We start from the raw sequence: 14,470 nt of genomic DNA on the forward strand, positions 1-14,470 counted from the left end.
AAATTCAAAAAAATTTATACTTTCTTAAAAAAACGAAAAGAATGCCCTATTGGACATTCTAACATAAGCATATAACCTTTGAATAGGTTAACATCTTGCTACTATTGCCGTTCACTATACTCATAAGAAATCGAGTAACCGATAAAGACACCATATAGTATGTAAATACATAAACTAGTGACTATCGTGTTTAAATCAAGCTTAAATAATGGCTTTAGATCCGGGAAAATTGGATTTAACAAAAAGAATACAAGCAACCATAAGCCCAAACCAAAAGCAACTCCAGGCCAGATGCTATTAAATCTTGCTAAGATAAAACGATATAAAAACGCAACACCAATAGATAAGACACCAATCACTGCTATCCCTATTAATTGTCCTATATAACCATTTTTCCAATCACCCAATGCCCACGGCATTAACACCAAAGCTGGACCTACACGAATAAAATTAAAGAAAAAAGCTAAATAACCTACGAAACTCCAGATTAACCCACCAAAAAAACCAATAGATGTAACAGTTGCATTGAAACTCATCGGCTCTTGGCGTTTATTTTGTTCAAGATTTTCCATTCACTCATCACCTCTTTTGTAGTATGACCGAATTTATGGAAACTATAGCTTTTTCAAAGTGAAAAAAAAGAAGTGTAAATGCTGATAAAATTGGGAATATTATATAGTAGGAAATTTAAATTTCTAGAGGGAAATAAATAATTCGTGTAGAATAAAACTAATAGGAAGAATTTCTGATAATTGTAAAATATAGAGAATTTCAACAAAAAACACGTATAAAGCATATACGTGAAAAAAGTGTTCCAATGCAAAGGATTTACGCATAAAATAATTAATACAATTAACAACATTGAAAATGATTAAAAACATTCTTTATTAAATTTAGTATCAGCTAGTAAGAAGTATTGATATATTTATAAACTTGGAGGTGAGCAATATGACTCGATATTCTTTTCATCCACTTATTTTATGTGTTCTTGGTTTATCAATCATTGGTTTATTGTACCGGCTTTACACAGAGCCTGTCGCATTAATCCAGCAAGCTTTATTTATGATTCTGTTTGCAGGTATTATTTTCTTTTTAGTGAAGAGATTTTTAGCACATAAACTTAGTTCTGGTAATTATTATAGCTCACAGCCTCAGCCTAGAAAAATGAACTACAAAGCTTCAGCAAAAAGTAATATTGTTCCTCATAAAAAGAAAAAAGAAACGAAAAAGTTTTCTCGTCCACTCGTTAAAAAACGTACTGACGTTACCTTAACAGTTATTGAGGGTAAAAAAAATAAAAAGAAAAATCGAGCTCTTTTTTAGACGCTCGATTTTTTCTTTTTAATGCCAACTTCTAAAGAAACGCTCTGTTTCTTCCCTTCCTATTTGTATTAATGCTTCCTTGTTTTCTTTCTTTAAGTCAAAGTCAATTGTACTAACTTCATCAACAGGAATAAAAACAATACTTTTCGCATGTTCTTCGGAAATATATCTTAAATCATGGGCTGTTCGCATCGTTTTAAAAAGAGAAGTGAACATTTCCACAGCATTAGTTATTTTATTCGGCGGAATTTTATCAAGGTTTGGCGTCAAGTTAAAACCAATCACTGGCCGATCTAACCTCATTGCTTTCTTTTTCATAAATAACCAAATTGGAAAATTACTTAAAACGCCACCATCAACAAAAATAGACGGTTGTCCTTTCCCATCATATATTTTGATTGGTTCAAAAAAATAAGGTAAACTGCTACTCATTCTTACCGCTCTGGCAATTGAAAACTTTTCAGGCACCATACCATACTGTGGTAGATCATCTGGTAATACGGCAAGACGTCCTTTCGTCAAATCTGAGGCAATCAACCGTAACGAACCAGGCTCGATGTCTCCAAACGTTGAAATCCCCTTTTTTTGCAACATTTCTGCTAGCCACTCTTCTAACTCATTTCCTTTATAGAGACCTAGTCGTCTATATAAACCCAGCCACTTCATAAAAGAAAATGGAAGAAATGAAGGCTTTGGATCTAAAAACTGTTGAAAATTAACTCTTTCTATTTCTTCAATAATCTCCTTACTTGTGTAGCCCGCTGTTATTAAGGCAGAGAAAATTCCACCCGCACTTGTACCAGCCAAACGTTTAAACGTTGCACCCTTTTTTTCCATTGCTTGTAATGCACCTACAAAAGCTATAGCCTTAATTCCACCACCAGCAAATACACCATCAAACTCCAAACTAATCCACCTCCTACCCTTTCTAATTACAATATGCAATCACTTAGCCTAAGTGATTAATTGAAAGTTATTACTCTAAAAAATAAAAAGCTGCCCTACGTGGACAGCTTCTACTGTTTGAACACAGTCTATTATTAGACGAGAATGCCTAATACTTGCCTTTTGGACAACCGCTTTTTTAATCACTTTTTTTCAGGTTCATTTTTCTTTTGAATTTGTCTAAGTAAGTCAATACGGCTTTTATCTTCTTCAAAGTATTGAACTAAATCGCCAATCCGGTCAATCGCATCCCAACTTAAATGATGTTCAATGCCTTCTACATCTTGATAAATTTTATCGTTACTAACACCAATGATCCTTAAAAACTCTTCTAGTAGTTCATGGCGCAAAACTAATCTTTTCCCTATCTTTTTCCCTTTAGCAGTCAAAATGAAACCGCGATATTTTTCATAAATCACATACTCAGTTTGATCTAATTTTTGAACCATTTTTGTAACAGAGGACGGATGGACTTCTAGTGCTTCTGCAATATCAGAAACTCTTGCATATCCCTTATCTTCTATTAATAAATAAATTCTTTCTAAATAATCTTCCATACTTGGTGTTGGCATCGTGTCCCCTCCGATTTTCCTCTCCAGACCAATCATTACATAAATTATCTATTTCAAAATTATACTATAATCATTTTTTTTGGACAACCTTACGTGAAATATTCAGTTTTAGCAGTTGGAAAAAATTTATGGATATATCCTTCAATCGTTTCTTTTAGTTCATCTGCTTCTTCAGTTTTATAAACATATTTACCCCGTCCATATTTCCCCCACTTGTATTTTCTTTCTTCCTCATTCATTTCTAATTTAGACTTAGGGTATCTTTTTAATATGGTTCTTTTGGCAGTTTTTGTGAAGCGGTGTTGAATTAGTTCGAAAGTCAAATCTTTCGTTGCATAGTGTGGTAAAGTCGCTTCTAGTTTTTCAAATAATTCTAAATAGCCTGCTTCCCAACCTTCATGCCTATAAAGAGGTGCTAAAATAAAGCCAAGAGGATATTGAGCTTTTGCTACCTTTCCTGCCGCTTCAATCCGAAGATCAAAAGAAGATGTACCTGGCTCAAAATTTTTAATGACATAATTAGAATTGAGACTAAAACGAAAACGGGTATTTCCATTATGCTTTGCATCTAATAAGTGATCTACATGATGATATTTCGTTACAAAACGAAGTCGTCCAAGGTCTGTCTCACCAATAAATTCGATCGTCTTTTTTAACGAATGTGTTAAATGGTCTAGGCCTACTATATCTGATGTACAAGCAGCTTCAAAACGGGTAATTTCAGGTTCTCTTTCCTTTATATATTTCATCGTCGCATCAAAAATATCTTCTAAGTTAACATATGTTCGAAGATAAGGTTTGTCACCCATCGTTGTTTGTAAATAGCAATAATGACAATGTCCCATACAACCCGTTGCGAGTGGTATTGCATACTCTGCAGACGGTTTTGACGTATCAAATTTCAATGTTTTTCGTACGCCAACTACTAGTGTCGATTTTGCATTTCGATAAACCTGATTTTCATTATCGCCAGGAATATTTCTAACTTGATTATGCGATGTAGTCTCCCTAATTTCAATTCCCATTTTTTCGAATTTATCTTTTAGCTCCCTGCCTAGTGGATAATCCAGAGCTTTTGGTTCAATATAGACTAACTGAGGAATAAACGGTTCCATTTTATCTCTCCACCTTAAATAGTAATAGCTGTACTATTTATTAAGGTGTACAATAATTTCTAATTGTTGACGAGCAAATACAACCAAAAATGGAAAAAAGGAGAGAACGAGTATGTTCTCTCCTGCCCTTACCTTATAGTCCACATTTTAATTGCGCATTGCAATTTGTACAAGTGTTACAACCACCAATATCTTCCACAGTTCCAGTACGGCAAACAGGACAAGTATTTCCAACTTCAGAACCAATTGTAACAGAGGTTGAACGTAAATCAGCAATTGTATCAATTAGTACGACTTGGTTTTTTACGCGTTTCTTCTCTGTTAATGGAACTTCTTCAAAATTATTTTCTTCGGCAGTCAATGACAATACTTGTGCATCACGACTCCCATCAACATATACAGTTCCACCTTTTGCTCCGCCACGGTAAAGTCGCTCATAAACCGCTTGAACTTGATCTACAGAGTATCCGCGTGGTGCATTCACGGTTTTTGAAAGGGAACTATCAACCCAACGTTGGATGATACATTGCACATCAGCATGTGCTTCTGGCGCAAGATCCATCGTTGATATAAACCATTCTGGTAAATTGTTTGGATCCGCATGTGGATTTTGCTTTAAGTATTCCTCAACTATTTCGGCTTTCACTTCAATAAATTTACCTAGTCGTCCACTGCGGTAGTACGAGAACGAATAATATGGTTCAAGTCCAGTGGATACCCCAACCATTGTTCCAGTTGAGCCCGTAGGAGCAACAGTTAGTAAATGAGAATTACGAATACCATATTTTAGAATATCTTGACGAATATCTTCCGGCATCTTTTTCATATAACCACTATTAATAAACTTTTCACGTAATAACTGTGTTTGGGCATCTGACTCACCTAGTAAAAATGGGAAACTCCCTTTTTCTTTTGCTAATTCGATGCTTGTACGATATGCAGTTACAGCTATTTCCTCAAAAATTTGATCAATTAGGCTATTGCCTTCTGGGGAACCATAAACTGTTTCTGTATAGATTAACAAATCATGAAGACCCATGACCCCTAAACCGATCCTTCTTTCTCCCTTAGCCATTTTTGTGTTAGCTTCTAGGAAGTATGGCGTCGCATCAATAACATTATCTTGCATTCTTATTCCTACTGCTACGGTACGTCTAAGCTTTTCAAAGTCGACCTGTTTCGTGTCTTTATTGGCCATTGCGCCTAAATTAATTGCAGCTAAGTTACAAACACTGTATGGTGCAAGTGGTTGCTCACCACACGGATTTGTCGCTACTACTTTCTGTCCATAGCTAACAGCATTAGTCATGTCATTGGCATTATCAATGAAGAAAATCCCTGGTTCTGCTGAGTATGTTGCACAAATATTTACTAATTTCCATAATTCACGTGCTTTAATTGTTCGGTAAGTCCTAATCTTAAACCCTAGAGCTTCCCACTCACGTACATCGCCGTAGTTGTTCCAATCACGGTTGTATGCTTCCATTTCCTCTTTAGAATAATTTTCTACATCTGGAAAACGCAGTGGATAATCTTCATCGTTCTCAACAGCTGACATAAATTCCTTCGTTAAGCAAATAGAGATGTTTGCTCCCGTTAAAAATTCTGGGTTATTTACACTATATGTCCCACCCAATGTTAGTTTCTCTAAAGCTTCATTGTTTACTTTCTCATCAAATCCACCTTGACCAGGGATTGTTTGATAGTTAAGGATACCTTGGTACATTGCCTTTTCTGTTTCAGTTAAAGGCGTAAATTTCAGTTTATCTTTTACAAGTTGTTTAATTTGTGTATCTTCACTGTGTTCTAGTAAGAATTGTAAGATCCGCGGATTTTGCATCTTCGAAATAATAAATTCAAGTATATCAGGATGCCAATCTGACAACATAATCATCTGTGCACCCCTGCGCGAGCCACCTTGCTCTACTAAGTGAGTTAATTTAGCAATATCATCTAACCAAGAAACTGAGCCAGATGACTTCCCATTCACTCCCCTAGCTAACGTATTTCTCGGTCTTAAAGTTGAACCGTTCGTTCCAACACCACCACCACGGCTCATGATTTCCATTACTTGTGTTCGGTGCTCAGAAATTCCACCTCTTGAATCTTTCACATAAGGCATAACGTAACAGTTAAAGTAAGTCACATCTGTCCCTGATCCAGCACCATACAGCACACGACCTGCAGGGATAAAGTTCAAGTTAGCTAATTCTTCATAAAAATCATTAAACGATTTTTGTCGACGTTCTTCTGATGTTTCAACAGTAGCTAAGCCTGTAGCATTTCGTTTAGCAATCTGTTCATAATAGATCTCTAGTGGTTTTTCAATTGAGTCTATCGCTCTCTTTACTATTCCTGTTTTCATTTCTTGGGGATCTTCAAGAACGCCTTGAAATTCCTCATCAACATAAATCTCAACTTCATTTTTAGCCCAGTTAATTTCCTGCACAAAGCCAAATCCTCGTGACGGAAATTTGGGATCTTGTTTAACAGTTAAGACAACGAAATCGCCTTCTTTTAGTGTCTTTTTTTCTGTATCTTTAAAAGTATATCGGTCTAGCATAACTAGCCTCGATACACCTTTTTTTTGAATTTTCATGTCCGGTGTGATTTCATGAACTTGCGGAAATTGTTTAATATCCTCATTAAGCCTTTCCACATTAATTTTCATCACTTTTGACATTGCCATCGCCACACGCATTCTCCCCTTTTAGATTAATATCATCTACTTCTCCCAAAATGTTAAAATTAGTGTTACCAAGTCTAGTAAATGTTGTCAAATCTCATTGTTGTAATAGCTTGTCTTAGATTAACACATAATTTACGATCAATCAATATATAGTATGTAATTATCATACCTAAGTACTATATGTTGTAATGCGAGAGAAGAAATTGATATTTGTCAACTTTAAAAGATATTAAAAAACTGAGTTAAGTATAGAATTTTCGACTTAAACCGCAAAATAACCTGAATTATGAACTATTTTGTCACTTGCAAAAATCGCTAGTAACACGATACCTAATAAACGCAAGGACTTAACAAATTAGTTACAAATTTTTTAAAAAAATTTGTTACAATAGTTCTTAAATAACACATGAAAAATGTTTTTTCACCGTCACTATATATAGGCAATGAATTTCATCATTCATTGTTTTCGCTATTTAAGTTCTAAATGTAGTTGCGAAGAAACCATTTGCAACTACATTTAGATTGATATAGCTCGATTAAGGTAATTAAAAAATTCACTTAGTCGTTAAAAAAAAATAATTTTGGAGGGCTGAATATGTCATACGTCTTATTTAACGATCAAATTACTAAACGTGAACATGTAAACATTGATATGGAGGACCGTGGTTATAATTTTGGTGATGGAATTTATGAAGTTATTCCTATTTACGAAGGCAATACATTCGCTATGGAAGAGCATTTACAACGCTTCTTGGAAAGTGCTTCAAAACTTGAAATAAAGCTACCGTATGACAAAACTGTTTTAGAGCAACAATTAAACGAGTTAAAAATCAAAAATAAAGTAATCAATGGGATCATTTACATACAAATGACTCGTGGCGTTTCCCCACGAGCCCATCTTTATGAACGAAATGTAGAAGGTCTCATCACGGGTTTTTGTCGTGAAATGGCTTTTCCAACTGAACAAAAGCTTGCAGGGGTAAGTGTTTTATTAACGGAAGATATTCGCTGGCTCCGATGTGATATTAAATCTATAAATTTATTAGGAAATATAATGGCAAAAAGAAAAGCAACTGACAACGATTGCCATGAAGCGATTATGCACCGTAATGGGATTTTGACAGAAGGGTCTTCTTCAAATTTATTTATTGTAAAGGGAAAACAACTACAGACTCATCCTCCTACTAATTTAATCTTAAACGGAATAACCAGACAAATCGTAATAAAACTAGCCAAGGAAAATGGTTTTACTGTTAACGAAGAAGCTTTCTCAATGCAACAATTATTAGAAGCAGATGAGGCCTTTATAACTAGTACAACACAAGAAATCACTCCCATCACTAAGATCATTGGCGATATAAACGCTACATTCCCAGTAGGAACTATTACAAAAGAATTGCAACATGCCTTTAAAGCCTTTATTGATAAAGAAACAAAGTAGTAAAAAATGAAAGTCGCTGGATTTCCTTTGTCTTCGATGTAAAACATTAACGACTTTTAGAGGCTTGTACAAGGAATCCGGCACAATGGAGCGGTGCACGTAACCGAGAAATAATTAATGCTAAAAAGTGTATACTTCTTATAAAAAGATTTGGCACCAAAATTGGTAGCCAAATCTTTTTATTTTCTGAAATTCCACTCATCGTTTGCGTAGCGATCTACGGCGAGTTTATGAACATAACTAATTTGATCTTCAGATAACGTATAAGGTTTTAGAACAATGTCTAGTCCCTTTTCAAATCCGCTTTTGAAGGCAATTTCAGCGTCTTCTATTGTAATTTTTTTTTCACTTAATTCATTTATTGCCACAGCTTTTTTGCTAAAGCCTTTTAACATCCGCTCACGAACGCGTTCGTTTGAGAACTTAAATAAGTCAAATAACTTTTTTTCATCTAAATCTAAAATGATAGAACCATGCTGCAAGATAACATTTTTTTGCCTAGTCTGAGCACTTCCAGCAACTTTTCTACCTTCAACAACTAATTCATACCAGGACGGGGCATCAAAGCAAACAGCTGAACGAGGACTTTTCAAAAGATCTTGCTCCTCTTTTGTTTTCGGAACAGCAAAGTATGCATCAAGTCCCAAGTCCCTAAAACCCTCAAGAACGCCTTCTGAAATGACCCTATATGCTTCTGTTACTCCTTTAGGCATTTTCGGGTGGTCTTCTGAGACAATTACACTGTATGTAAGTTCATGTTCATGTAGTACCCCTCTACCACCTGTAGGTCTACGAACAAAACCTAAACCATATTTTTCGACTGCTTCTAAATTAATTTCTTTTTCAACTTTTTGAAAATAACCAATTGATAAAGTAGCTGGGTCCCAGCCATAAAAACGAATCGTTGGATTAATTTTCCCTTGGCTATGCCACTCTAATAAAGCTTCGTCTAGCGCCATGTTAAAAGCAGCTGAACTTTTTCCAGAGTTAATAAAATTCCATGTTTCTTTCATTTGTTTCCTCTTTCTATAAAGAATTGTTATTCTTAATCTATAGTAGGTAAAGTAGGGATGTCAACCAACGTGAATTGCATACATCTTGAATAATCACATTGGATCATTTATATTTGTTATTATAATATACGATTTGTGTTGATCTAACATTTTGACTAACACAGCGTTCTCAAAGGAGTAGAGTAGATGAATTGGGCGAATTTGGTTTTAGGTATTATGACAGCAATTCTAGTGTTTTTAATTGTGAAAAGGTTTATTAAGCCAAAATACTTGAAAGATCTTCATGAAGATGAGTTTCGTCAAGGGTACCGAAAAGCACAGCTTATTGATGTAAGAGAACAAAGGGAGTTTGAAACCGGTCATATTTTAGGTGCTAGGAATATTCCATTATCACAAATGCGTCAAAGAGCAGCAGAAATTAGACCGGACAAGCCTGTTTATCTATACTGTCAAACAGGATCTAGAAGTATTCGGGCTGCCGAGTTCTTAAAGAAAAAACAAGGTTGTGAAGACCTAAGTCATTTAAAAGGTGGCTTTCGTAAATGGACAGGTAAAGTAAAAAAATAAGAAATTACCGTGTTTTAACCAACAAAATAACTTCTCTTTTAGGTATTCTTTAGTAAGTAACTGAAAAGAAAAAATTTTTTTCACGTGAATTCTCTATGAATTCACGTTTTTCGTTGTAAATTACAAGGGAGCTAATAGAAAAGAGACTGACCCAAGAGCATAGTACCAGCGAGCTCGGTTATATAAATAGAGTGCAAAGATACAATTCTATAGATAGTTCACTTCGAGATGTGCTGGGCACTTCGGGACAGCCTCTTCGTTCCATAAATGTCATGTTGCTCGTTTCAAAACTCCAAAACTTAAATTTTTAAGGGCAGCTTCTTATTTTATTGCTTTTGGTATTTTAAAATTGGTTTTCTAGCTGCAGTTGTTTCATCAAGGCGACCGATAACCGTATGGTGTGGTGCCTCTTGAACAATCTCAGGATTGTCCTCTGCTTCTTTCGCAATTTGGATCATAACTTCAATAAATTCATCCAAAGTTTCTTTTGTCTCAGTTTCAGTAGGCTCAATCATTAAACACTCTTCAACGTTTAACGGGAAATAGATTGTTGGTGGATGATAGCCAAAATCTAAAAGGCGTTTTGCCATATCTAATGTTCTTACCCCTAGTTTCTTTTGACGTCTTCCTGATAAGACAAACTCATGTTTACAATGCTGCGTATAAGGTGCATCAAAATATGGTTGCAACCTTCGGAACATATAATTCGCATTAAGGACAGCATCTTCTGAAACTTTACGAAGTCCATCTGGCCCCATTGTACGGATATACGTATAAGCGCGAACGTTAATTCCAAAGTTTCCGTAATATGGCTTTACGCGGCCAATTGACTCAGGACGATTATAATCGAAGAAGTAACGATCCCCTTCTTTGGCAATAACTGGCTTTGGTAAAAACGGAATTAAATCCTTCTTAACTCCTACTGGACCAGAACCAGGTCCGCCACCACCATGTGGGCCAGTAAATGTTTTGTGAAGATTTAAATGGACGACATCAAAGCCCATATCTCCAGGTCTAGCAATACCCAAAATCGCATTTGAATTGGCACCGTCATAGTATAGTTTCCCACCTGCACTATGGATAATTTCAGCCATTTCTAAAATGTTTTCTTCAAATAATCCAAGTGTGTTTGGATTCGTTAACATTAATGCTGCTGTGTCCTCACCAACTACTTCACGTAAATGATCTAGGTCAACTAACCCTTTTTCATTCGAGCGTACTGTAATGGTTTCAAAGCCTGCGACAGTTGCTGAGGCTGGATTTGTACCATGGGCAGAATCTGGGACAATTACTTTTGTACGGTGGAAATCACCATTCTTTTCGTGGTAAGCTCGAATTAACATTAATCCTGTCCATTCACCGTGCGCACCTGCCGCAGGTTGTAATGTCACTTCATCCATTCCAGTGATTTCCTCTAAAGACACTTGCAAATCATATAGTAATTCTAGGGCACCTTGAACAGTATTTTCATCTTGCAAAGGATGAATATGTGAGAAGCCTGACATCCTTGCAATATCTTCGTTAATCTTTGGATTATATTTCATTGTGCATGATCCTAGTGGATAGAAACCAGAATCAACACCATGGTTACGATTTGAAAGAGCCGTGTAGTGACGAATTAACTGTAGCTCAGAAACCTCCGGTAGTTCAGGAGCTTCTTCTCTAATAAACTGACTTGGGAGTATTTCATTTACATCCAGTTCTGGAACATCTAACGCAGGTAAACTGTAGCTAATTCTCCCAGATTTACTTTGTTCAAAAATTAACGGTTGGTTTTTCATTATTTTACTCCCTCCAATGCTTCAAGAAGACTGTCAATTTCGGCCTTTGTTCTTAGTTCAGTAACCACTATTAACATGTGATGATCGAGATCAGGATAATCTCTCCCTAAGTCAAAGCCACCGATGATCCCTTGTTGAAATAATAACTCATTTACTTCTTTAACCGGCTTTGCAAGCTTAACGACAAACTCATTAAAAATAGCATTATTTGAAAAAGAAACACTAAAACCTTTATCGATAAATGATTTTTTTGCGTAATTTGCTTTTTGAATGTTTTGCAGAGCCATTTCCTTTACTCCAGCTTTTCCGATCGCAGTCATCGCGACAGATGCCGCTAACGCATTCAGAGCTTGGTTTGAACAAATATTTGATGTCGCTTTATCACGACGAATATGCTGTTCACGCGCTTGTAAAGTTAATACAAAGCCACGCTGACCTTTATCATCAGTTGTTTGTCCGACAAGTCTTCCAGGAACTTTACGCATAAGCTTGGTTGTAGTTGCGAAATATCCACAATGGGGCCCACCGAATTGTTGTGGAATACCAAATGGTTGTGCATCCCCGACAACAATATCTGCACCAAATTTTCCTGGAGGCTGCAACGCACCTAAAGCTAATGGATTGCTTGATACGACAAAGAGACCTTTACCAGAGTGAGCAACTTCCTCAATCTCAGTTAAATTTTCTATGTTTCCAAAAAAGTTTGGATATTGTACAACAACACAAGCCGTGTCATCATTATACTTTCCTCTTAGATCATCAATATCGGTGACACCGTCTACGATGTCAATTTCAACAACGACTAAGTTTTGCCCCTTTGCATTGGTCTTCAATACATCTCTTGCTTCAGGATGAACAGCCTTTGAAACAAGAATTGTCTTTTTCTTTGTCTGACCGGCACTCATCATTGCAGCTTCAGCAAGTGCAGTATGCCCATCATACATAGAAGAGTTGGCAAGGTCCATTCCAGTTAATTCACTAATCATTGTTTGGAATTCAAAGATGGCTTGAAGCTCTCCTTGAGAAATTTCCGGTTGATATGGTGTATATGCTGTGTAAAATTCTGATCTTGATATAATGTGATCAACTACAGAAGGAATGTAGTGCTCATAAACACCTGCCCCTAAAAATGATATGTAATCTTTCGTATTGGCATTTTTGCTTGCCATTCTCCCTAATTCTTTTACAGTGTCTGGCTCAGAAAGTGCTTGTTTTAAATTCATCTCGCCTTTAAAACGAACTTTTTCCGGAATATCAGCAAATAACTCTTCAACAGATGTCACACCTATACTATCCATCATGTCCTGCTTGTCTTGCTCGGTAACTGGCAAATAACGAAATTTCAATTTACTTCCCCCTTAAATTAAATGTTTTAGGTACGCTTATAAAAAGGTGATTTCACCACTTGTGCTTTTAACCGCTTTTTCCTTACTTGAACTTCAATCATTGTATTTAGTGGCGCATACTCAATGTCTAATAAAGCTAAGCCGACATTTTTCTTTAATGTTGGTGATTGCGTCCCACTCGTAATTACCCCTATTTGAGTGTCGCCAACATAGACTTCATAGCCTGTTCTTGGAATCCCTTTATCAATCATTTCAAGACCGACAATTTTTCTTTTAACTCCTTTTTCTTTCTGAAGCTTTAGAGTTTCCTTACCGAAGAAGTCACTATCCTTATCAACTTTTACTGCAAAACCGATACCAGCTTCAATTGGCGTAATATCCTTCGTTAATTCTTGACCGTATAAGGGTAAACGAGCTTCAAAGCGAAGAGTGTCTCTAGCTCCTAAACCACAAGGTAAAATCCCTTCTGAGCTTCCAGCTTCAATAATCTTTCTCCATAACATAGGAGCATCAGCTTGCTCACAATAAATTTCAAAGCCATCTTCACCAGTATATCCAGTTCTTGAAACTAACGCTTTCGCCCCTTGAAGATCTATGCAATCTTGAAATTTAAAAAACGTGATTTCCGAAAGATTTGTTGTCGTTAATTTTTGTAATACTTTTTCGGCAAGCGGACCTTGAATAGCTAGTTGCGCTATTTCTTCAGAAACATTCGTAAGTTCGACACCTTCAAGTAAATGAGATTCCATCCACGTAAAATCTTTTTCAATATTAGAGGCATTGACGACGATTAAGTAATCATTTTCTGATTTTTTATAAATAATTAAATCATCAACAGTTCCACCGTCAACATAGCACATCGCTGCATATTGAGCGGAGCCAGCTTTCAATTTAGAGACATCATTTGTAACCAATCTTTGCAAATATTGCTCAGCCAAAGCTCCCTTTACAGTAAACTCACCCATGTGCGAAACATCAAATAGGCCGACTCTTTCTCTTACAGCTTCATGTTCTTCTTTAATGCTACTAAACTGAACCGGAAGATCCCAACCACCAAAATCAATTGTTTTTCCACCATACTCTGCATAAAGTTCAAAAAGTGGTGTTCGTTTTAAAACACTCATTACGCAACCTCCCATTAGCTATTCTGCTTTGATATTTTTTTCACCTTTATTACTTATTCCTAGCAATTTCCCTTCTTTCTGAGTTCATACGCTTTAGCTCTTTAATTAATTAACTTAAAGACTTTAAGATATAAAAAAGGACAGAGAAATACACATTTTTTGTGTATTTCTCTGTCCTTAAACCAGAAAGTTTATTCCTAAATTAGGAAGTATCCTCGTGGGTGGCCTATATATCCAATAAAAACTTAGCCTAAGTTCTACAAAGTAATTGCAAAACAGTTTTTAGTTTTTTTAATCCTTAACACTTGTAGGACTAAAAGGTTATAGACACTCTCCAGAGTTGCGTCAAACAAGAGTCTTTTTGCCTGAGAGATTCACGTTCTCGCTTGCTCCTTCGGCGCTGCAGCAATTCCTAAACAGAAATTATCATTAAATACGGTTTTTTATAAAACTCGTAAATACGGTGCAGTCTCTCCCCATGTTCTCATTCGCCCTTATTATATTGTTAGATTAAACTCATGTTTTTCAACTGCTTTGTCCATACTAAACAATAT

General features: G+C 36.0%; 12 protein-coding genes and 1 riboswitch. Of the genes, 3 read left to right on the plus strand and 9 right to left on the minus strand.

Translation table 11 applies throughout. The features are described 5' to 3' along the window. Positions 1-101 precede the first annotated feature (101 nt). The gene (locus tag ACK4M9_RS10245; protein ID WP_409850052.1) at positions 102-572 is read right to left on the minus strand and encodes a YqhR family membrane protein; all 471 of its coding nucleotides are present in this window, start codon (positions 570-572) and stop codon (positions 102-104) included. A 376-nt stretch (positions 573-948) separates the two neighbouring features. Between ACK4M9_RS10245 and ACK4M9_RS10250 the strand changes: the two genes are divergently transcribed. After that, on the plus strand, positions 949-1,323 hold the full coding sequence (locus ACK4M9_RS10250) for an SA1362 family protein (protein WP_409850054.1): 375 nt from the start codon (positions 949-951) through the stop codon (positions 1,321-1,323). Between the two features lie 18 nt (positions 1,324-1,341). On the opposite strand, the gene ACK4M9_RS10255 is transcribed toward ACK4M9_RS10250, so the two are convergent. The 4 genes from ACK4M9_RS10255 to ACK4M9_RS10270 form a co-directional block, all read right to left on the minus strand. Further along, positions 1,342-2,229 (minus strand): patatin-like phospholipase family protein, encoded by an 888-nt coding sequence (locus ACK4M9_RS10255; protein ID WP_409850056.1) that lies wholly within the window; start codon positions 2,227-2,229, stop codon positions 1,342-1,344. 182 nt (positions 2,230-2,411) lie between these two features. Then, positions 2,412-2,840, minus strand: a complete 429-nt coding sequence (mntR, locus tag ACK4M9_RS10260) for a transcriptional regulator MntR (protein ID WP_409850058.1) — start codon at positions 2,838-2,840, stop codon at positions 2,412-2,414. Positions 2,841-2,929: 89 nt separating this feature from the next. Continuing rightward, positions 2,930-3,955 carry a spore photoproduct lyase gene (gene splB / locus ACK4M9_RS10265; protein WP_409850060.1) on the minus strand — a complete coding sequence of 342 codons (1,026 nt, stop codon included), beginning with the start codon at positions 3,953-3,955 and terminating at the stop codon, positions 2,930-2,932. A 133-nt stretch (positions 3,956-4,088) separates the two neighbouring features. Beyond that, positions 4,089-6,644, minus strand: a complete 2,556-nt coding sequence (locus ACK4M9_RS10270; protein ID WP_409850390.1) for a vitamin B12-dependent ribonucleotide reductase — start codon at positions 6,642-6,644, stop codon at positions 4,089-4,091. Positions 6,645-7,239: 595 nt separating this feature from the next. On the opposite strand from ACK4M9_RS10270, the gene dat reads away from it, so the two are divergent. Continuing rightward, positions 7,240-8,085, plus strand: coding sequence for a D-amino-acid transaminase (gene dat / locus ACK4M9_RS10275; RefSeq protein WP_409850062.1), 846 nt, complete (start codon positions 7,240-7,242; stop codon positions 8,083-8,085). A gap of 179 nt (positions 8,086-8,264) precedes the next feature. On the opposite strand, the gene ACK4M9_RS10280 is transcribed toward dat, so the two are convergent. Further along, positions 8,265-9,098 (minus strand): lipoate--protein ligase family protein, encoded by an 834-nt coding sequence (locus tag ACK4M9_RS10280; RefSeq protein WP_409850064.1) that lies wholly within the window; start codon positions 9,096-9,098, stop codon positions 8,265-8,267. Positions 9,099-9,284: 186 nt separating this feature from the next. On the opposite strand from ACK4M9_RS10280, the gene ACK4M9_RS10285 reads away from it, so the two are divergent. Beyond that, positions 9,285-9,665 carry a rhodanese-like domain-containing protein gene (locus tag ACK4M9_RS10285; protein WP_409850066.1) on the plus strand — a complete coding sequence of 127 codons (381 nt, stop codon included), beginning with the start codon at positions 9,285-9,287 and terminating at the stop codon, positions 9,663-9,665. 326 nt (positions 9,666-9,991) lie between these two features. Here ACK4M9_RS10285 and gcvPB read toward each other — a convergent pair whose 3' ends face one another. The 3 genes from gcvPB to gcvT are packed head-to-tail and all read right to left on the minus strand — an operon-like array spanning position 9,992 to position 13,916. Then, positions 9,992-11,446 carry an aminomethyl-transferring glycine dehydrogenase subunit GcvPB gene (gcvPB, locus tag ACK4M9_RS10290; RefSeq protein ID WP_409850068.1) on the minus strand — a complete coding sequence of 485 codons (1,455 nt, stop codon included), beginning with the start codon at positions 11,444-11,446 and terminating at the stop codon, positions 9,992-9,994. Further along, positions 11,446-12,792 (minus strand): aminomethyl-transferring glycine dehydrogenase subunit GcvPA, encoded by a 1,347-nt coding sequence (gene gcvPA, locus ACK4M9_RS10295; protein WP_409850070.1) that lies wholly within the window; start codon positions 12,790-12,792, stop codon positions 11,446-11,448. The genes gcvPB and gcvPA overlap by 1 nt, the downstream gene beginning before the upstream one ends. A 26-nt stretch (positions 12,793-12,818) precedes the next feature. Continuing rightward, complete coding sequence (gcvT, locus tag ACK4M9_RS10300; protein ID WP_409850072.1) at positions 12,819-13,916, minus strand: glycine cleavage system aminomethyltransferase GcvT; 1,098 nt, start codon at positions 13,914-13,916, stop codon at positions 12,819-12,821. A 343-nt stretch (positions 13,917-14,259) separates the two neighbouring features. Next, positions 14,260-14,404: riboswitch (glycine riboswitch) on the minus strand. Between the last annotated feature and the right edge of the window lie 66 nt (positions 14,405-14,470).

Origin of the sequence: Anaerobacillus sp., assembly GCF_046314235.1 — a bacterium.
Classification (GTDB): Bacteria; Bacillota; Bacilli; order Bacillales; family Anaerobacillaceae; genus Anaerobacillus.

Bases quoted from the DNA above. Each gene is read 5' to 3' on its own strand.
- splB (WP_409850060.1), bottom strand. From the start codon at position 3,955: ATGGAACCGTTTATTCCTCAGTTAGTCTATATTGAACCAAAAGCTCTG.
- ACK4M9_RS10285 (WP_409850066.1), top strand. From the start codon at position 9,285: ATGAATTGGGCGAATTTGGTTTTAGGTATTATGACAGCAATTCTAGTG.
- mntR (WP_409850058.1), bottom strand. From the start codon at position 2,840: ATGCCAACACCAAGTATGGAAGATTATTTAGAAAGAATTTATTTATTA.
- ACK4M9_RS10245 (WP_409850052.1), bottom strand. From the start codon at position 572: ATGGAAAATCTTGAACAAAATAAACGCCAAGAGCCGATGAGTTTCAAT.
- dat (WP_409850062.1), top strand. From the start codon at position 7,240: ATGTCATACGTCTTATTTAACGATCAAATTACTAAACGTGAACATGTA.
- gcvT (WP_409850072.1), bottom strand. From the start codon at position 13,916: ATGAGTGTTTTAAAACGAACACCACTTTTTGAACTTTATGCAGAGTAT.
- ACK4M9_RS10280 (WP_409850064.1), bottom strand. From the start codon at position 9,098: ATGAAAGAAACATGGAATTTTATTAACTCTGGAAAAAGTTCAGCTGCT.
- ACK4M9_RS10270 (WP_409850390.1), bottom strand. From the start codon at position 6,644: ATGGCAATGTCAAAAGTGATGAAAATTAATGTGGAAAGGCTTAATGAG.
- gcvPB (WP_409850068.1), bottom strand. From the start codon at position 11,446: ATGAAAAACCAACCGTTAATTTTTGAACAAAGTAAATCTGGGAGAATT.
- ACK4M9_RS10250 (WP_409850054.1), top strand. From the start codon at position 949: ATGACTCGATATTCTTTTCATCCACTTATTTTATGTGTTCTTGGTTTA.